The 17,312-nt window shown below is 60.6% G+C and carries 18 protein-coding genes; 11 read left to right on the forward strand and 7 right to left on the reverse strand.

Annotated elements, in window-relative coordinates:
• Positions 1-63: 63 nt before the first annotated feature.
• Entirely contained in the window at positions 64-1,257 is a 1,194-nt protein-coding gene (pobA, locus tag ACYZUD_RS30045) for a 4-hydroxybenzoate 3-monooxygenase (RefSeq protein WP_462025134.1), read from the reverse strand.
• A gap of 188 nt (positions 1,258-1,445) precedes the next feature.
• Between pobA and ACYZUD_RS30050 the strand changes: the two genes are divergently transcribed.
• Complete coding sequence (locus ACYZUD_RS30050) at positions 1,446-2,342, forward strand: helix-turn-helix domain-containing protein (RefSeq protein ID WP_462021443.1); 897 nt, start codon at positions 1,446-1,448, stop codon at positions 2,340-2,342.
• A 9-nt stretch (positions 2,343-2,351) separates the two neighbouring features.
• On the opposite strand, the gene ACYZUD_RS30055 is transcribed toward ACYZUD_RS30050, so the two are convergent.
• Together ACYZUD_RS30055 and ACYZUD_RS30060 are read right to left on the reverse strand one after the other, a co-directional pair.
• Positions 2,352-2,528, reverse strand: a complete 177-nt coding sequence (locus tag ACYZUD_RS30055) for a hypothetical protein (protein ID WP_462021444.1) — start codon at positions 2,526-2,528, stop codon at positions 2,352-2,354.
• A gap of 199 nt (positions 2,529-2,727) precedes the next feature.
• Positions 2,728-3,633 (reverse strand): LysR family transcriptional regulator, encoded by a 906-nt coding sequence (locus ACYZUD_RS30060; protein WP_462021445.1) that lies wholly within the window; start codon positions 3,631-3,633, stop codon positions 2,728-2,730.
• 219 nt (positions 3,634-3,852) lie between these two features.
• On the opposite strand from ACYZUD_RS30060, the gene ACYZUD_RS30065 reads away from it, so the two are divergent.
• Together ACYZUD_RS30065 and ACYZUD_RS30070 are read left to right on the forward strand one after the other, a co-directional pair.
• The gene (locus ACYZUD_RS30065) at positions 3,853-4,734 is read left to right on the forward strand and encodes an MBL fold metallo-hydrolase (protein WP_462021446.1); all 882 of its coding nucleotides are present in this window, start codon (positions 3,853-3,855) and stop codon (positions 4,732-4,734) included.
• Positions 4,735-4,828: 94 nt separating this feature from the next.
• Positions 4,829-5,443 carry an NAD(P)-dependent oxidoreductase gene (locus ACYZUD_RS30070; RefSeq protein WP_462021447.1) on the forward strand — a complete coding sequence of 205 codons (615 nt, stop codon included), beginning with the start codon at positions 4,829-4,831 and terminating at the stop codon, positions 5,441-5,443.
• A gap of 133 nt (positions 5,444-5,576) precedes the next feature.
• Here the strand turns inward: ACYZUD_RS30070 and ACYZUD_RS30075 are convergent, their stop codons facing one another.
• Entirely contained in the window at positions 5,577-6,458 is an 882-nt protein-coding gene (locus tag ACYZUD_RS30075; RefSeq protein WP_462021448.1) for a LysR substrate-binding domain-containing protein, read from the reverse strand.
• Positions 6,459-6,617: 159 nt separating this feature from the next.
• On the opposite strand from ACYZUD_RS30075, the gene ACYZUD_RS30080 reads away from it, so the two are divergent.
• The 6 genes from ACYZUD_RS30080 to ACYZUD_RS30105 all read left to right on the forward strand — a co-directional run bounded on the left by ACYZUD_RS30080 (position 6,618) and on the right by ACYZUD_RS30105 (position 14,090).
• Positions 6,618-8,255 carry a 5-guanidino-2-oxopentanoate decarboxylase gene (locus ACYZUD_RS30080; protein ID WP_462021449.1) on the forward strand — a complete coding sequence of 546 codons (1,638 nt, stop codon included), beginning with the start codon at positions 6,618-6,620 and terminating at the stop codon, positions 8,253-8,255.
• Between the two features lie 8 nt (positions 8,256-8,263).
• Positions 8,264-9,712 (forward strand): aldehyde dehydrogenase family protein, encoded by a 1,449-nt coding sequence (locus ACYZUD_RS30085; protein WP_462021450.1) that lies wholly within the window; start codon positions 8,264-8,266, stop codon positions 9,710-9,712.
• A 299-nt stretch (positions 9,713-10,011) separates the two neighbouring features.
• A complete protein-coding gene (locus ACYZUD_RS30090; protein WP_462021451.1) occupies positions 10,012-11,115 on the forward strand; it encodes an extracellular solute-binding protein in 1,104 nt (367 codons plus the stop codon).
• Positions 11,116-11,265: 150 nt separating this feature from the next.
• A complete protein-coding gene (locus tag ACYZUD_RS30095; protein WP_462021452.1) occupies positions 11,266-12,174 on the forward strand; it encodes an ABC transporter permease in 909 nt (302 codons plus the stop codon).
• Complete coding sequence (locus tag ACYZUD_RS30100; RefSeq protein ID WP_462021453.1) at positions 12,171-13,019, forward strand: ABC transporter permease; 849 nt, start codon at positions 12,171-12,173, stop codon at positions 13,017-13,019. Before ACYZUD_RS30095 ends, ACYZUD_RS30100 begins: the two co-directional genes overlap by 4 nt.
• A gap of 15 nt (positions 13,020-13,034) precedes the next feature.
• Positions 13,035-14,090: an ABC transporter ATP-binding protein gene (locus tag ACYZUD_RS30105; protein ID WP_462021454.1), complete on the forward strand. Its 1,056-nt coding sequence runs from the start codon at positions 13,035-13,037 to the stop codon at positions 14,088-14,090.
• 61 nt (positions 14,091-14,151) lie between these two features.
• On the opposite strand, the gene ACYZUD_RS30110 is transcribed toward ACYZUD_RS30105, so the two are convergent.
• Positions 14,152-15,081, reverse strand: coding sequence for an AraC family transcriptional regulator (locus ACYZUD_RS30110; RefSeq protein WP_462021455.1), 930 nt, complete (start codon positions 15,079-15,081; stop codon positions 14,152-14,154).
• A gap of 333 nt (positions 15,082-15,414) precedes the next feature.
• On the opposite strand from ACYZUD_RS30110, the gene ACYZUD_RS30115 reads away from it, so the two are divergent.
• On the forward strand, positions 15,415-15,768 hold the full coding sequence (locus ACYZUD_RS30115) for a putative quinol monooxygenase (RefSeq protein WP_462021456.1): 354 nt from the start codon (positions 15,415-15,417) through the stop codon (positions 15,766-15,768).
• 41 nt (positions 15,769-15,809) lie between these two features.
• On the forward strand, positions 15,810-16,040 hold the full coding sequence (locus tag ACYZUD_RS30120) for a hypothetical protein (protein ID WP_462021457.1): 231 nt from the start codon (positions 15,810-15,812) through the stop codon (positions 16,038-16,040).
• Here the strand turns inward: ACYZUD_RS30120 and ACYZUD_RS30125 are convergent, their stop codons facing one another.
• Positions 16,041-16,670, reverse strand: a complete 630-nt coding sequence (locus ACYZUD_RS30125; RefSeq protein ID WP_462021458.1) for a flavin reductase family protein — start codon at positions 16,668-16,670, stop codon at positions 16,041-16,043.
• A gap of 252 nt (positions 16,671-16,922) precedes the next feature.
• Positions 16,923-17,114 (reverse strand): hypothetical protein, encoded by a 192-nt coding sequence (locus ACYZUD_RS30130; RefSeq protein WP_462021459.1) that lies wholly within the window; start codon positions 17,112-17,114, stop codon positions 16,923-16,925.
• Between the last annotated feature and the right edge of the window lie 198 nt (positions 17,115-17,312).

Here is a 17,312-nt window from a genome sequence, read left to right on the forward strand (position 1 = left end):
CAGAGATTGACCCGCAAGGAGCAAGGCGAGCGGGGATGCTCGCCAGTGTAAGTCGGTAGCAGGCTATTCGATAGCCTCATAAGGAAGGCCGACGTAATTTTCTGCAATCGTTTTTCGACCGGCCTCGGAGTCGACGAAGTACGCAAGTTCCGATTCGGCGATGCGCTGACTGAACGCATCGTGGTCATCGAAACGGTGCAACATCGAGGTCATCCACCAGGAAAATCGCTCGGCTTTCCAGACCCGGCGCAGGCAGACCTCGGAGTATTTCTCCAGCAAATCCACCCGGCCTTCGCGGTACACCTTCAGCAGAATGTTGAACAACGTACTGACGTCGCTGGCCGCCAGGTTCAGGCCCTTGGCGCCGGTGGGCGGGACGATGTGCGCAGCGTCGCCGACCAGGAACATCCGCCCGTACTGCATCGGTTCGACCACGAAACTGCGCAGCGGCGCGATGCTTTTTTCGATGGACGGCCCGGTCACCAGTTTTTCAGCCAGCGCCTCTGGCAGGCGGGTCTTGAGTTCGTCCCAGAAGCGCTGATCGGACCAGTCTTCGACCTGCTCATCCGCTCCCACCTGAAGGTAATAACGCGTGCGCGTCGCCGAACGCATGCTGCACAGGGCGAAACCCCGTTCGTGGCGGGCGTAGACCAGCTCTTCGTGGACCGGCGGCGTGTCGGCGAGCATGCCGAGCCAGCCGAACGGATAGACCCGTTCGAACACCTTGATGCAATCGGCGGGAATCGACTGCCGCGCCACGCCATGGAAACCGTCGCAGCCGGCGATGTAGTCGCAATCGAGCCGATATGTCTGGCCTTCCTTTTCGAATGTGACGAACGCTTCATCGGTTTTCATGCCGTGGGGCACAACGTTGCCGGCTTGGTAAATAGTCTTTGCGCCGGCCTCCCGACGAGCGGCCATCAGGTCGCGAGTGACTTCGGTCTGGCCATAAATCATCACGGTTTTGCCACCGGTCAGGGCGTGCAGATCGATGTGCACCTGACGCCCGTCGAGCGCCAGCTCAAAGCCCCCATGGACCAGCCCTTCGGCGTCCATGCGCTGACCCGTTCCGGCCTGGCGCAGCAGCTCTACCATGCCTTGTTCGAGGACACCGGCACGGATTCGTCCGAGCACGTAGTCCGGGGTTTGGCGTTCGAGGATAAGGGTGTCGATGCCGGCGTTGTGCAGCAATTGACCGAGCAATAAACCAGCAGGGCCGGCGCCGATGATGGCGACTTGGGTTTTCAGCGTTTTCAGCGTTTTCATTGTTTTTATGACTCGCAAGCTCCACGCGACCAGGGCCGGTGGATGATTTTTATGGATCGAGTGCTTGCATTTTTCACTTGCGAGTCCGTCAATTGAAGGTGAAAACTGAGCCGATACCTGTACATTCTGCCAATCGGTGCGATTATCGCCCGCTACCCCCTGAGGCCTGGATTGAAGTGATGAACAAGCCTGACCTGCCTTCGATTCCAGTGTTCAAGCTCTACGGTGAAAGCCTGGACTGGCCAACCCCGGACTTGCTGCACTGTGAAACCATTTCCAAACGCAGCCGCGAACACCAATGGGAAATCAAACCCCACCGCCACGCCGATTTGTGCCAGTTGCTCTTCGTATTCAAAGGTCAGGCAGAGCTTGAAATCGAAGGCAAACGTACGCAACTGACTGAACCGGCGATCCAGATCCTGCCACCGTTGTCGGTGCATGGCTTTCGCTTTTCCGAGGACGTCGAAGGGTTTGTCGTGACCCTCGCCGCGCCGCTGGTCGCCCATCTTCAGGCACAGCTGGGCAACTCGGTGAGCGCCCTGGCCCAGGCCGAAAGTTATCCGGCGGGCAAGGACGGGGACTACCTCAACAGCCTGTTTTCTGCGCTGCAAAACGAATACACCGGCCATCAACCGGCACGGGAAATGCTCATGCATTCGCTGGTCAGCGTGATCATGGTGTGGGTCAGCCGTCAGGTGATTCAGCGCCGCTCCGCCAGCCAGCGTCCGCAGCGTGCCCGGGAATACCTCAACGGTTTTATTCAGTTGGTGGAAGAGACTTACCGCCAGCACGTCAAGGTCGAGGACCTGGCGCATCGGTTGGGGATTTCCGTGTCCCACCTCAACGGCACCTGCCGTGAGCTGGCGGGACAACCGGCGTTGCAGATCATGCACGAGCGTCAGTTACTGGAGGCCAAGCGTTTGCTGACCTACACCAGCATGACCATTTACGAAATGTCTGACGTGTTGGGGTTTTCCGATCCGACCAACTTCACACGTCTGTTCCGACGTCGAGTGGGGATCTCGCCCAAGGCGTTTCGCGACCGCTTGAAGGCCGATCAGGACAGCGAGGCCTGATCCCCTTCGTTACCGGAGGGCGTTGAGGGTCGCGTTGTGGGGAATGCAGCGCTCGAAGTTACAGCTCGCGTATTCACGCGGCAGTTGTCGCAACTGCTCGACGCGCCAGGCCGCGGTGCCATACAGCGCCAGCGTGGCCGTGCAGGTGATGAAAATCACGAGGTATCTTCTTGTTTTGATGTTCATGGCGTTGACCTCTGAACGAATACCCTTCGGTACTACTTTCAGCATAGGTCAGAGGTGGTGAGTTGTGTAGGAGCTGCCGAAGGCTGCGATCTTTTGATCTTGATCTTGATCTTCTCGGCGTCGCTGAAGATCAAAAGATCGCAGCCTTCGGCAGCTCCTACAGGGTCATGCATTCAACTCCGGGAGTTGGCGCCGCCGGTTACAGCCCAACATCCCACTCCGGTTCTTCCGGAAATCTCAACACCAGAAAATCCAGCATGCTGCGCAGCGCCGCCGGCATGTGTTTGCGTGAGGCGTACACCGCGTACACGTTCATCTCTCGGGGTTCCGCCTGGGGCAATAAGCGGATCAACTCGCCACTGTGGATATGCACGCCGGCCTGATAACTGGGCAGCATGGCCACCCCGGCGCCGGCCATGGTGACGCGCAGCAGCGTGCTGGCCTCGTTGGCGCAGATGTTGCCCTGCACCGGCACTGAAACCTGCTCGCCGTCCTGCTCGACATGCCAGAGGCTTTTGCCGAAGTAGGAGTGGGTCAGGCAGTTGTGCTGGCTCAGGTCTTCCACCCGCAACGGCGTCGGGTGCTCGCGCAGGTAAGCGGGGGAGGCGCAGATCACCGAGCGGCAGACCGTCAGCCGCCGCGCGATCAGGTTCGGGTCCAGGTCATTGCTGGTGCGAATCGCCAGATCGATGCGCTCATCTACCAGGTTCACCGTGCGGTCGAGCATCTGCAGGTCGATGCTGACGCCGGGGTAGCGCTTGACGTAGGCGGCCATGGCGTCCGCCAGTTGTGCCTGGCCGAATGAGGTGCTGACGCTGATTCGCAGCAGGCCGCGTGGGGCATCGTCCGGTTCGCTGACGGCGGCCTGCATGTCTGTGGATAAGTCGAGCATCTGCCGGCAACGTGGCAGGATTTCACTGCCGGCGGCGGTCAGGCTCAATTTGCGCGTGGTGCGGTGCATCAGGCGCGCGCCGACCCAGTCTTCCAGTTCCGCCAGATACCGGGAAACCACCGGCCGTGACAGGTCCAGGTGATCGGCGGCGGCCGACTGGCTGCCGAGGTCGACCACGCAGACGAACACCCGCATTGCTTGTAGACGATCCATGATTTGCCCGCTTTCAGAAACAAACTATGTTCAAGCATCGCATTTTTTGTACTGAGTCAGGCAACTAAGCTCTGTTCCTGTGTAGGAGCGAGCTTGCTCGCGATGGACGCAAGAGCGCCGCGTTCACCCGGTAAGCACGCGTAATCGTTAACGGCCATCGCGAGCAAGCTCGCTCCTACAAAAAAGCCCCACCACGGCATTCGGACAACGGAGCAACAGATGATCGGTTTCACCTCCCTCAAGCGCATTTTGCTGGCCACGGCCGTCCTCGGTTTCGCGGCTCATGCCACGGCGGCTTCGACCCTGACCCTGGAGGTCTACAACCCGGGCGACAAGGCCATTTTTCCGGTGACCTCGGTCCTGGTCAGCGGCGAAAAGGACGCCATCCTGGTGGACGCGCAATTCGGCAAATCCCAGGCCGAACAGGTGGTGGAAAAAATCCGCGCCAGCGGCAAGCAACTGACCACCATCTACATCAGCCACGGAGACCCGGACTACTACTTCGGCCTCGACACCCTGACTACTGCGTTCCCGAAAGCCAAAGTGCTCGCCTCGCAGCCGACCGTGGATCACATCAAAAAAACCGTCGACGGCAAAGTGGCGTTCTGGGGCCCGAAAATGGGCGCTGACGTGCCGGCCAAAACCATCGTGCCGGACGTGCTCGAGGGTGACAGTCTGATGCTCGAAGGGCAGAAGTTGCAGGTGGTCGGTCTTGCGGGCAAGCAGCCGGATCGCACCTTTGTGTGGATCCCGTCGATCAAGGCAGTGGTCGGTGGCGTGGTCGTCGCCGAAAACATTCATGTGTGGATGGCGGACACCCAAACCCCGCAGTCGCATGCCGATTGGCTGACGACGCTGCACGCCATCGAAACCCTGAAACCGAAAACCATCGTGCCAGGTCATTACCTCGGTGAGAGCGCCCGTTCCCTGGCCGCCGTGCAGTTCACTGCCGATTACATCAAGGCTTTCGACGAAGAAACCGCCAAGGCCAAAGACTCCGCTGCGCTGATCGCCGCGATGAAAAAACGCTACCCGACACTGGGCGAAGAAAGCTCCCTGGCGCTGAGCGCCAAAGTCGCCAAGGGCGAGATGAAGTGGTGACCCGTCGTACCTGAAACTGATCGCTGATCGTTCCCACGCTCTGCGTGGGAACGATCAACTTGCATTGATTTACCCAAACCAACTGGAGAGCGTCATGAGCAAAATCGCAATCATCGGTGCCACCGGACGTGCCGGTAGCCAACTGTTGGAAGAAGCCCTGCGTCGCGGTCACAGCGTCACGACCATCGCCCGCGACACGTCGAAGATCGGACAGCGTGCCGGTGTGGTCGCCAAAAACGTCGACGCCCTCGATGCCGAAGCGTTGCAAGCGGCAGTTACTGGCCATGATGTTGTGATCAGTGCCGCGCACTTCGCGACCCTTCCAGCCAGCGCTGTACTCGGGCCGGTGAAAAAGGCCGGGGTGAAACGACTGCTGGTGGTGGGCGGTGCGGGTTCGCTGTTGCTGCCGGACGGAACTCGCGTTATCGACAGCAAGGGCTTCCCGGCGGAGTACAAGGCTGAGGCCAGCGCGGGGGCGGAGTTCCTCGGGAACCTGCGTCAGGAAAAGGATCTGGACTGGACCTTTGTGTCGCCGTCGGCGGAGTTTGTCGAAGGCGAGCGTACCGGCACGTTTCGGATCGGCAAGGATGATTTGCTGGTGAGCAGCGCAGGGCGGAGCTGGATTACGTTCGCCGATTATGCGATTGCGATGCTGGATGAAGTGGAAGCGACGAAGCACTCTCGTCAGCGGTTTACTGTCGGGTATTGATCCAGAAACACCGCCCCCTGTAGGAGCTGCCGAAGGCTGCGATCTTTTGACCTTGATCTTCCCGGCGCCGCTGAAGATCAAAATCAAGATCAAAAGATCGCAGCCTTCGGCAGCTCCTACGGGGTTTGTCCGTTCAGCGGGCCTGAGCCTGCTCCACCAACCACCCCATCAATTCGCGCAATTTCGGCGAAGGTCCAGGCTTCTCGGGGAACACCAGGTAATACGCTAGCCCCGTTTTCACCTTCAATTCAAACGGCATGACCAGCCGCCCGGCACTCAGGTCATCGCCAATCAACGACCAATCCCCGATCGCCACGCCTGTCCCCTGGGACGCCATCGACATCGCCAGGTCCAGCGTCTCGAAATGCTGACCCTTGCTGACATTACTCAATTGAAGGTTTGCCGCTTTCAACCAGGCGTTCCAGTCCCGCTCATCCCGCGTCGGGTGCAGCAGCAAGTGCTGTTGCAGATCCGCCGGTGTCTGCAAGGCCATCGGTCCGTCCAGCATGGGTCGTGAACACACCGGCGTCAGTTGCTCATCGAACAGCAGATAAGACGTCAGTGCGCTGTCCGGCGGCGCGCCGTACATCACCGCTGCATCGAACTGCTCGCGATGGAAATCCACACCGTGCTTGACCGTGGTGGTCAGCTCCACCGGCACATCCGGGCGTTCCCGTTGCCACTGCAACAGACGCGGCAGCAGCCAGCGCATCACACAAGTTGGCGCCTTGAGTTGCAGGGTCTCGCGCTTCTCGCCGATCTGCTCAACCGCCTCGTCGATCAAGCCGAAAATCTGCTGGACCCGTGGCAGCCACTCCCGTCCTTCGGCGGTCAGGTCGAGACCCCGGGCCTGGCGAATGAACAGCTCATAGCCCAGATGATCTTCCAGCCCGGCGATCTGCCGACTCACCGCGCCCTGGGTGATGTACAGCTGCTCGGCGGCCCGGGTGAAGTTGCAGCACTGCGCGGTAATCAGAAATGTGTGCAGCGCCGGCAGGGGAGGCAATCGTTTCATTGGGATCCAAGGTATGACGTGAGGACATGGCTAGTATGACTTTTTATCCATTGTTGCGGCTACGTGTCGCCCGTTCCAATGAGGCCATCCCTGGACCTGCCTACTCATCATAAACACTGCGCAGGCCCGGCGTCTCAAACGAACAAGAAGGGCAAAGACATGGCGACGTGCGGCGAAGTATTGGTCAAGTTACTCGAAGATTACGGGGTTGAGCAGGTGTTCGGCATTCCCGGTGTTCACACCGTGGAGCTGTATCGCGGGCTGGCCCGTTCGAGCATCAACCACGTTACTCCGCGTCACGAACAGGGCGCCGGTTTCATGGCCGACGGCTACGCTCGCACCAGCGGCAAACCGGGTGTGTGCTTCATCATTACCGGCCCTGGCATGACCAACATCACCACCGCCATGGGCCAGGCCTACGCCGATTCGATCCCGATGCTGGTGATCTCCAGTGTGCAGACCCGCAACCAGTTGGGCGGCGGTCGCGGCAAGCTGCACGAGCTGCCGAACCAGAGCGCATTGGTCGGCGGTGTCGCGGCGTTCTCCCACACGTTGATGTCGGCGTCCGAATTGCCAGGCGTCCTGGCCCGTGCGTTTGCCCTGTTCCAGGCCGGTCGCCCACGTCCGGTGCACATCGAAATTCCGTTGGACGTCCTGGTCGAAGAAGCCGATGACCTGCTCGCCAGCGTGCCGGTGAACGTCGACCGCGCCGGCGCATCGCCGACCGCCATTTCCCGCATGACCGATTTGCTGGCCGGTGCCAAGCGTCCACTGATTCTCGCCGGTGGCGGCGCCATTGATGCCGCCGCCGAATTGACTGAACTGGCCGAACTGCTGGACGCGCCGGTGGCCCTGACCATCAATGCCAAAGGCATGCTCGAATCCGCTCACCCGCTGCTGATCGGTTCGACCCAGAGCCTGGTCGCCACCCGCGCCCTGGTGGCCGAGGCCGACGTGGTGTTGGCGATCGGCACCGAACTGGCCGAGACCGACTACGACGTGACCTTCGCCGGTGGTTTCGACATTCCCGGCAAACTGCTGCGAGTCGACATCGACCCGGACCAGACCGTGCGCAACTACCCGCCGCACATCGCGCTGGTGTCCGACTCGCGTAACGCTGCCCAGGCCTTGCTGAGCGCGCTGTCCCACAAGTCACTGGCCGAGCGCCGCAACGATTGGGGCCAGGTCCGTGCCGCACGCTTGCGCGAAGAACTCGCCGCCACGTGGGACGCTCCGACCCTGGCGCAGACCCGCTTTCTGGAAACTGTGCTGCACGAGTTGCCGAACGCGGTCTTCGTCGGCGATTCGACCCAGCCGGTGTACACCGGCAACCTGACCTTCAATCCGGAACGCCCACGTCGCTGGTTCAACTCGTCCACCGGTTACGGCACCCTCGGTTACGCCTTGCCGGCGGCCATTGGCGCCTGGCTCGGCGGCAGTGTCGAAAGCGGTGCCCGCCCACCGGTGGTGTGCCTGATCGGCGACGGTGGCCTGCAATTCACCCTGCCGGAACTGGCCAGCGCCGTTGAAGCGCGCACCCCGGTGATCGTCCTGCTGTGGAATAACCAGGGCTACGAAGAGATCAAGAAATACATGGTCAACCGCGCCATCGAGCCGGTCGGCGTAGACATCTACACCCCGGACTTCATTGGCGTGGCCAAGGCCCTGGGCTGTGCGGCCGAAGCCGTCAACGGTGTCGAGCAATTGCGCAGCGCACTGCGCGCCGCCACCGATCGCCAGGGCCCGACGCTGATTGAAATCGATCAGGCTTCGTGGATGAAGGCGGTGTCGCAATGAGCTTCCGCATGACGTTCCCAACGGCACTGGACGGCCTGTACATCGACGGCCAATGGTCGGCCGGCAACGAGCATTTGCGCGTGATCAACCCGGCGACCGAAGCCCTGTTGACCACCGTTAATGGCGGCGATGAAAAAGCGCTTGATCAAGCCGTAAGCGCCGCGAGCGAGGCTTTCAAGGACTGGTCGAAAACCACCGGTGCCGAGCGTGGGGCGATCCTGCGCAGAATCGCCGCGGGCGTGCAGGCCGGTCGCGAACAGTTGATGCACTTGCAGTCGAGCAACAACGGCAAACCGCTGTTCGAAGCGGCCATCGACGTCGACGACGTGATCGCGACGTTCGAGTACTACGCCGGTTTGGCCGAAGGGCTCGATGCCAAACAGGACAGCGCTGTTGAGCTGCCGAGCGACGACTTCAGCGCCCGCGTGCGCCGTGAACCCTGCGGTGTGGTCGGCCTGATCGTGCCGTGGAATTTCCCGATGGTGACCACCGCGTGGAAACTCGCCCCGGCCCTGGCCGCCGGTTGCTGCGTAGTGCTCAAGCCTTCGGAAGTCACACCGCTGCCGGAGCTGGAACTGGCGGCGATCATCGCCGAGGCCGGCCTGCCCAAGGGCGTGTTCAACCTGGTCTGCGGCACTGGCCTGGCGGTCGGTGCACCGATGTCGGCCGATCCACGCATCGCCAAGATTTCGTTCACTGGCAGCAACGCGGTGGGCGTGCAGGTCATGCAGCGGGCGGCGGAAACCGTGAAGGGCGTGAGCCTGGAACTGGGCGGTAAATCCTCGCTGCTGGTGCTCAAGGACGCCGACGTAGAGCTGGCCGTGGAAGTGGCCTGTGGCGGCGGTTTCTTCAATGCCGGGCAGATGTGTTCCGCCACCAGCCGCGTATTGGTCGCCGATGAACTGGCCGATGAGTTTCTAACGAAACTGAAAAAACGCGCCGAAGCCATTCGCGTGGCCGACCCGTTCGACCCGAACGTGGAAATGGGCGCACTGGTCAATCAGGCGCAATACCAGCGTGTGCTCGGCCACATCGATCGCGGCTTGAGTGCCGGCGCCAAGCTGATTTGCGGCGGCAATCGCCCGGCGGACCTGCCACGCGGATATTTTTTGCAGCCGACGATTTTCACCGAAGTGCCCTCAGGCAGTGCGCTGTGGTGTGAAGAGATCTTCGGCCCGGTGATCTGCGTGCGCAGTTTTGCCTCTGAAACCGAGGCGATTGCCCTGGCCAACGACAGCCAGTTCGGCCTGGTGGCCAGTGTGGTCACCCGCGACGTTGAGGCCGCTGATCGGGTCGCCAACGCCTTGCAGGCGGGGCTTGTGTGGATCAATGCGCCGCAAGTGATCTTCCCGCAGACCGCCTGGGGTGGCTACAAGCAGAGCAGCATCGGCCGCGAGCTGGGGCCGTGGGGTTTGCAGGCATTTCAGGAAATCAAACACGTGATTCGCGCCGTCTGACGGTACCTATCACTGTAGGCGCGAGCTTGCTCGCGATGGATGTCAACGATAACGCGGGGAGTCAGACAACCCGCGTCGTTCATGCGCCTTTCGCGAGCAAGCTCGCTCCTACATGAGGCATGCACTGGCGTCATGGCTTCAATGAGTTTTTATCGATAGTCAGGTGTTTTGCACGACCTCAGGATGAACCCGTCGGCTCAGCGCAAGCCCTTTGAAACCGGGGGCTTTAAGCAGATCCGACCGCGCGGATGCAACGGTTGCGACCAACCTCATACTTAAAAAAACAAAGGGAGTCCTTCATGGGCGAGCACGATCTGAACAGACGTCAATTCATCAAAACTGTGGGCGTAGCCTCGGTTGCAGCGGCGGCCATGAGCTTGCCCTTCGTCCGGGCCAATGCCAGCGACACACGCTTCCAGGGCAAAACCCTGCGTCTGCTGACCTGGTCCGATGACACCGGCCTGGCAGCACTGCGCAACATCGCGGCAACCTTTGAAGACAAGTACGGCTGCAAGGTCATCGCTGACCGCACCGGCAGTACCTCGGAAATGGTCGCCAAACTCAAGGCCGGCGGCGATCGTCCGCAGTACGACATCATCACCCTGGCAGGCGTCGGCGCCGAAGGTCTGGCCGCTGCCGGGTTGCTGGAAAAACCCGATCTCAACCGCATCCCCAACCTGGTCGACGTACCGGAGAAATACCGCACCGGCGCCAATGGCCACGGCATCGGTTACCTGCTCTGGTGCAACAGCCTGGTCTACAGCACCCGCACGATAAAAGAGGCACCGGACAGCTACGCCGCCCTGTGGGACGCCGACCTGTCGCCGAACATCTTCCTGCCGCCGCCGAACTGGACCGAGGCCATGGACCTGATCATCCTCGCCGCCAAACTGGCCGGTGGTGATGAACACAACATCGAACCCGGCTTCAAGAAACTCGCCGAGCTCAAGGATCGCGTGGTGACCCTGGGTGAAAATCCGAACCAGATCGCCGAACTGTTCCGCACCGGTTCCCTGGACATGGGCGGCTTGTATGCACCGGCGTTTTTCCCGAAACAGATCCGCGATCCGGCCTACGGTCTGGGTGCTACGTTCGGCATGAAAGAAGGCTTCTACACCGACCTGATGCTCTCGGTCATGCCGAAAAGCCGTCCGGGCGATATCGACCTGGCCTACGCCTTCATCAACCACTCTCTGGACCCGCTGGTGCAGGGCAAGATGGCCGAAGACATCTACAACGGCCCGGTCAACGCCAAGGCGATCATCTCCGCCGAAGCGCGCAAGAGCCCGTACATCCTCACGCCGGAGCAGATTGCCGAGAAGGCGATCATGCACGACAACGCCTTCCTGGCCTCCGTGCATGACCAATGGATTCGTCGCTACACGGAAATCTTTTCTTCCTGATCCGTAGGAGCTGCCGAAGGCTGCGATCTTTTGATCCTGCTCTTCGGTGGCTCTGAAAAGGTCAAAAGATCGCAGCCTTCGGCAGCTCCTACAGGGGCCTGTGCATTCAGATATTCCTGTACCTGATCTTCCATTGACGAGACCCTTGCTATGGAACACCAACCTTTGACCCATCCGGTCAGCGCCGCTGCATCGCGCCCACGCCTCGGTGTTTCGCCGACGACGCGTGCCTGGTTTTTCCTCTCGCCATCGATGCTGTTTCTCGGCGTGCTGATTGCCGCCAGCCTCCTGGTCCTGCGCATGAGCGTGGGCACCAAAGGTGCGGAATGGACCGGGTTCAGCCTGGCCAGCTACGCCCAATTGCTGGAACCGTATTACCTCAAATCCTTGCTGCTGACCCTGCGCCTGGCCCTGATCAGCGCAGTGATCGCCGTCGTACTGGCGATCCCGGTGGCCTACACCATGTCGCGCCTGACCTCACCGTTTGTGCGACGGATTTTCCTCGCCGCGGTGCTACTGCCCTTGCTGGTCAACCTGCTGCTGCAAAGCTACGGCTGGCTGGTGATTCTCGGCCCTGGCGGGATGCTCAATCAGGCGCTGATGGGCCTGGGCCTGATCAAGCGACCGATCATGCTGCTGTACAACCAGAACGGCGTACTGATGGGCCTGGTGCAAACCGCATTTCCGTTGGCCGTGCTGCCGATCGCCAGCGCCATGCGCGGCGTCGCCCGTACCTATGAAGAAGCCGCCGCCACGTTGGGCGCCAGCCGTTTGCAGGTGTTCCGCCAAGTGGTGTTGCCGATGAGCATGCCGGGGATCATCACCGGTGCGACGCTGGTCTTCGCCTACAACGCCAGCAGCTTCGTGGTGCCTTTGCTGCTCGGTGGCCGTCGTGTGCCGATGCTGGCGGTGATGGTGCATGACCAGATCGCGCCGCTGATGAACTGGCCCGCCGCGTCCGCTGCCGGCGTGGTGCTGATCGTCACCACCCTCGCGATCATGACGTTGTCCGAATTCATCACTGGCCGTCGTCGGCGCATGCTGGAGGCTTCGCAATGAGCTCTGTGATCAAGAAGCGTTATGGGCTGTTGCCCGGTGAGACCGGCAAGTTTGCCGGCATTCTTTCGGGCTTCATCCTGCTGCTGGCGGTGTTGCCGATCCTGACCATGATCGTGATGTCGTTCAGCGGGGCGTCGAACCTCGACTTCCCGCCGAGCAGCTACAGCCTGCAATGGTACAAAGCCGCCTGGCACACCTTTGTCTCGCCGGACTCCAGCGATGTGCTGAGCCTCGGCAAGGCCATGAGCACCAGCCTGATGGTCGCTTGCCTGACCATGGTGTTCGCGACGATTGTCGCGGTGCCGGCCGCCTATGCCCTGACCCGTTGCGAGTTCCGCGGCAAGGCCGTGGCGCTGCAACTGATGTCGTTGCCGTTGGTGTTTCCGATGGTGGTGTTGGGGCTGGCGTTGCTGCTGGTGTTCGACAGCCTGCCCTTCCAGATCACCACTTCGCGACTGGTGATTGCCCACGTGATCCTGGCGTTGCCGTTCGTGGTGAAGAACTGCACGGCGGCGATGCTCTCCATCGGCAGCGAAGTGGAAGAGGCCGCGCAGATGCTCGGCGCCTCACCGCTGCGGGCGATTATTGATGTGGTGGTGCCATTGATGAAATCGGGGATTCTGGCGGGCATGCTGCTGGCGTTCATCGTTTCGTTCAACGAATTCACCGTGACCTATTTCCTCTACACCATCGACGTCATGACCGTGCCGATCTGGATGTACAGCCGCACCGTGTCGTCGCTCGACCCCACCGTATTTTCGTTTGCCGTGCTGATCGTGCTGATCGACTTCGTCCTGATCTGGGCGTTGGAGAAGCTGGTTGGTGAAGGTGGCGTTTCGTTCTGATTCTTGAGGTGCAACATGACTGGTCTGATTCTGGAAAACGTCGAGAAACATTACGGCTCGGCCTGCGCGGTAAAGGATGTAAACCTGCATTTGCCCGAGGGCAAACTGGTGTGTTTTCTCGGCCCTTCGGGCTGCGGCAAAACCACGCTGCTGCGGATGATCGCCGGGCTCGAAACCCTGACCGGCGGCGAAATTCGCCTGGACGGTGAAGACATTGGCCACACGCCGGCGCATCAGCGCAATTTCGGCATGGTGTTTCAATCCCTGGCGTTGTTCCCGCACATGACCGTGGGGGAGAACATTGCCTATCCGCTGAAACTGCGCGGGGTCAGCAAGGCTGATCAGCAGGCGCGGGTGGTGGAGTTGCTTGAGCTGATTCAACTACAGGAAATGATTGATCGCCCGGTGGCAAAACTCTCCGGCGGTCAACGTCAGCGCGTGGCGATTGCCCGGGCGATTGCCAATCACCCGAAAATCCTGCTGCTGGATGAACCGCTGTCGGCGCTGGACGCCAAGTTGCGTGAGTCGATGCAGGTGGAGATTCGTCAACTGCAACAGCGCTTGAACATCACCACCATCATGGTGACTCACGACCAGCGTGAAGCCATGACCATGGCCGATATCGTCGTCGTGCTGGGTGAGCATCGGGTGCAGCAAGTGGGGACGCCGATCGAGATTTACCGGCACCCGGCGAACGAATTCGTCGCGGACTTTATTGGCTCGGGCAACATCTTCCCGGCCACGGCGCTGGGCAATGGCAAGGTTGGTTTGCCGGGCGGCGATGCGCTGGACGTGCCGATCTGCAGCAGCATCGTGGTCGGTGAGAAGGTCAAGATGCTGATTCGTCCTGAAGACCTGCAACTGTCGCACCCGCAGGCGACGGCGGGTAATCGGTTGCTGGGCAAGGTGACGTTCGTGCGGGATATCGGCGCGACGATTGAAACGACCGTGGAGTGTTCCGGGGTTTCGTTTACCGCGTTGAGCACGCCGTGTCAGGGGTTTGGGTTGAGCATTGGCAATCCGGTGTCGGTGACCCTTCCTGCCGAGGCGTGCCGCGTACTCGGCGCCTGACTGACTGGCCCCATCGCCGGCTTGCCGGCGATGAGGGCAGTATTGTCAGCACAAACCCTGGCTAGACACTCAACCGCAACCGCGCCAAATCCCGCAACGGTGGCGCCCCGAACAATCGGCTGTATTCCCGGCTGAACTGCGAAGGGCTTTCATAGCCGACGCGGTATCCCGCCGCCGACGCTTCCAGCCCCTCCGCCAGCATCAACCGCCGCGCCTCTTGCAGGCGCAGCTGCTTCTGATATTGCAGCGGACTCATTGCCGTCATCGCCTTGAACCGGTGATGCAATGTCGACACACTCAGGTTCACTTCCTTCGCCAGATCATCGATACGCAACGGCTGTTCATAATTGCCGTTGAGCCATTTGATCGCCTGGCTGATGCGGTGGCTCTGGCTGTTGGCGATGGCGATTTCATACAGGCGATGACCCTGCTGACTGCGCAACAGCCGATAGAGAATCTCCCGACGAATCAGCGGCGCGAGCATGGCGATGTCTTTTGGTGTGTCCAGCAAGCGAGCCAGACGCAGCACGGCGTCGAGCATCGCGGTGTCGAGCCGTTCGACATACAGGCCTCGGCCAGTGGGACGTGTAGGCACGCCAATCGGGCCGGCGTCGGCAATCAGCGCGGTGATTTCCGCCGGGTCGATGTCCAGTCGCACCGCGAGGATCGGTTCCTCCGGCGAGACGTTCACCACCCGCCCGCTCAGCGGCATCGAGACGGAGACCACCAGGTAGTTCAGCGGGTCGTAGTTGAAGTACTCGTCAGCCAGCCGAACCTCTTTGCGCCCCTGGGCCATGATGCACAGTGCCGGTTGCGCCAGCACCGGGGCGAACTCATGGGATTGGCTGTGGCGCGCCATGAACAGCGAGCCGACCGCAGTGGCATAATTGCCATCCTCCTGCGTGTTGCGGCGGATGATGGCGGCCAGTTCCGCGCGCCGCTTCTCCATGTCAGCGTCCAGCGGGGCTTGAAAATGATCGAGCGACGACATGCCTGGCATCCTCTTTGAAGCGTTGGCGATGAGCTGAGCTTAAGTTTGTGCAAGGCACAGCGGTAGACACATCCTGCCAAAAGCTTGCCTGATTCTGCACGGGGTTGGGTGGCTGCGCCGCCATGGCAGGACACTGCCGTGAAAACTTGCTTGAAAGTCGTGTTTCAGCCCCGTGACAGGATTTACACGTTGTTACAGGTACAGAGGGCAGCTTCGCAGGATTGTGCAACAAGCCGGCAGGAATCGACTAACGGGGCCGCGCGCGGGCGCTTAACCTTGGATCCTGTCGCAGCCCGTCCCACGGCTGCGGTCGACTACCTGGGAGGGTTGAACATGTCTACGCAGATCCCCGTCAGTCATATGGCCTTTGTCCGTGCCCGCGCCGGGCGTTCAGCGGAACTCGGTGCGCGCCTCAGCGCCTTGATCGAGCCGTCGCGAGCCGCGCCTGGGTGCTTGAGTTTTTCCCTGCAGCATTCGCAATGCGATCCGGAGTTGTGGCTGGTGTCCGGCTTCTGGACCCATCAGCAAGCCATGACTGCCTACTTCAGTACCCCGGCCATGCAGATTTTCGCCGAGCTGGTGCAGGAGCTGGTGGTCAACAGCCTGGATTTTCATACCTTCAAGGATGTGTCGGCAGCCCAGGCGCTCGGTCAGTCCCGGTCGTGGGTACACAAAATGGCGGGTTGAGGGTTTAATGGCTCAACTCTCAATCAGCCAGGATCCGCGACATGGCACGCAAAGCCTTTGAAACCTTCGAAGCCGTATCCGCCGTAGTCCCCCGCGAAGGCGGTTACTACGCGGCGATTGCCACCAAAGCCATCGGCAGCCCGGGTGTACCACGCTTTAACAAACTGCTCGAAGAGCAGACCTTCAAGACCGCCAAAGAAGCGGACGAAGCCGCCGCACTGGAGCTGACACGTCTTAAAGGCGTCAGCGAAGACGGCGACCTGATCTGGTAATTACTTGACCGCCCCTGGGCGGAACATCTTGAACAATGCCTCAGGCCCCAGCTGGAAATAATCCGCTGGTCCGCCGCCGCGCAGAATCGGTTCTGCCGCGGCGGTGTCGTACACCCCATCCTTCAACAGCCACTTGGCGATATGCACGGCGACCACTTCGCCGAGAATCAGCCAGCTCGGCACCACTTCGCCGTCCGCCCGTTGCAGCTGAATGATCTGCGTGACCTTGCACTCGAAGGACACCGGGCTTTCGGTGACCCGTGGCACCTGAATGATTTTCGAGGCCGCTGGCGTCAACCCGGACAGCTCGAATTCGTTGACCTCTGGCCCGACCATGGCGCAGCTCTGGTTCATCTGCTCGGCCAGTGGCCGGGTCGCCAGGTTCCAGGCGAACTCGCCAGTCTGTTCGATGTTGTTCAGGCTGTCTTTGCGCCCGACGCTGGAAAAACCAATGATCGGCGGAATGTAGTTGAAGGCGTTGAAGAAACTGTACGGCGCCAGGTTCAAGCGGCCGTTGGCATCCAGTGAAGAAATCCAGCCGATGGGACGCGGGCCGACGATCGCGTTGAACGGATCGTGGGGCAGACCGTGGCCTTTGGCGGGTTCGTAGAAGTGGATGTCGTCGGGCATGGAGTGAATTCCTGGGGCTCTCGGGAGGCGCTCATGGTGCAAGGACGAGCGGATAATTTCCAGCAATGCGGTACAAATGTGGGAGCGAGCCTGCTCGCGATGGCGGTGTAACAGACAAAATCTTTAGCGAGTGTTAAGCCGCTATCGCGAGCAGGCTCGCTCCCACAGGGTTTTGTACCGATTCCGGCATTTATGTTCCTCCAGAAATGAAGAAGCCCGGCCGAAGCCGGGCTGTGAACCTTCCTCCAATGATCAGCCGATGGCTTCTGCAGTGCCGGTTTTATCAAAACCGTCGGCGGCATAGGAGTCGGAGTGGGCGCGTTCGACCGAGGCGCTGGCTTCGGAGGTAAAAGAGGCCGAGTTGGTTTTGTCATAGCCATCTGCGGCAAACGCGTTGGCGGTCAGTACGGAGAAGACCAGGGCGAGGAAAAGTTTGCTTTTCATCTTCATAACTCCAGATTCAATGATGTTGAATAAATTGATTAAAATGCATTGATAAGTGATAAAAACAATCGATTAATTAGATGTTAAGGCCGTCAGGCTTTTTCGCTTTCAAAGACTGAGTGAGCGCATCGCCGTTAATCGATCAGGCAGGGGCAGGATGTGTTCCGGGCATTAACCGTCGATTAATCCGAGGTGACA

It is taken from the genome of Pseudomonas sp. XS1P51, assembly GCF_054897845.1.

What these genes read in the sequence shown, in the direction of transcription:
- ACYZUD_RS30075 (WP_462021448.1), bottom strand. Translation starts at nt 6,458, where the DNA reads ATGAAACGATTGCCTCCCCTGCCGGCGCTGCACACATTTCTGATTACC.
- ACYZUD_RS30085 (WP_462021450.1), top strand. Translation starts at nt 8,264, where the DNA reads ATGACGTTCCCAACGGCACTGGACGGCCTGTACATCGACGGCCAATGG.
- ACYZUD_RS30130 (WP_462021459.1), bottom strand. Translation starts at nt 17,114, where the DNA reads ATGAAAAGCAAACTTTTCCTCGCCCTGGTCTTCTCCGTACTGACCGCC.
- ACYZUD_RS30055 (WP_462021444.1), bottom strand. Translation starts at nt 2,528, where the DNA reads ATGAACATCAAAACAAGAAGATACCTCGTGATTTTCATCACCTGCACG.
- ACYZUD_RS30050 (WP_462021443.1), top strand. Translation starts at nt 1,446, where the DNA reads ATGAACAAGCCTGACCTGCCTTCGATTCCAGTGTTCAAGCTCTACGGT.
- ACYZUD_RS30100 (WP_462021453.1), top strand. Translation starts at nt 12,171, where the DNA reads ATGAGCTCTGTGATCAAGAAGCGTTATGGGCTGTTGCCCGGTGAGACC.
- ACYZUD_RS30120 (WP_462021457.1), top strand. Translation starts at nt 15,810, where the DNA reads ATGGCACGCAAAGCCTTTGAAACCTTCGAAGCCGTATCCGCCGTAGTC.
- ACYZUD_RS30090 (WP_462021451.1), top strand. Translation starts at nt 10,012, where the DNA reads ATGGGCGAGCACGATCTGAACAGACGTCAATTCATCAAAACTGTGGGC.
- ACYZUD_RS30105 (WP_462021454.1), top strand. Translation starts at nt 13,035, where the DNA reads ATGACTGGTCTGATTCTGGAAAACGTCGAGAAACATTACGGCTCGGCC.
- ACYZUD_RS30065 (WP_462021446.1), top strand. Translation starts at nt 3,853, where the DNA reads ATGATCGGTTTCACCTCCCTCAAGCGCATTTTGCTGGCCACGGCCGTC.
- ACYZUD_RS30115 (WP_462021456.1), top strand. Translation starts at nt 15,415, where the DNA reads ATGTCTACGCAGATCCCCGTCAGTCATATGGCCTTTGTCCGTGCCCGC.
- ACYZUD_RS30070 (WP_462021447.1), top strand. Translation starts at nt 4,829, where the DNA reads ATGAGCAAAATCGCAATCATCGGTGCCACCGGACGTGCCGGTAGCCAA.
- ACYZUD_RS30095 (WP_462021452.1), top strand. Translation starts at nt 11,266, where the DNA reads ATGGAACACCAACCTTTGACCCATCCGGTCAGCGCCGCTGCATCGCGC.
- ACYZUD_RS30110 (WP_462021455.1), bottom strand. Translation starts at nt 15,081, where the DNA reads ATGTCGTCGCTCGATCATTTTCAAGCCCCGCTGGACGCTGACATGGAG.
- ACYZUD_RS30060 (WP_462021445.1), bottom strand. Translation starts at nt 3,633, where the DNA reads ATGGATCGTCTACAAGCAATGCGGGTGTTCGTCTGCGTGGTCGACCTC.
- ACYZUD_RS30125 (WP_462021458.1), bottom strand. Translation starts at nt 16,670, where the DNA reads ATGCCCGACGACATCCACTTCTACGAACCCGCCAAAGGCCACGGTCTG.
- ACYZUD_RS30080 (WP_462021449.1), top strand. Translation starts at nt 6,618, where the DNA reads ATGGCGACGTGCGGCGAAGTATTGGTCAAGTTACTCGAAGATTACGGG.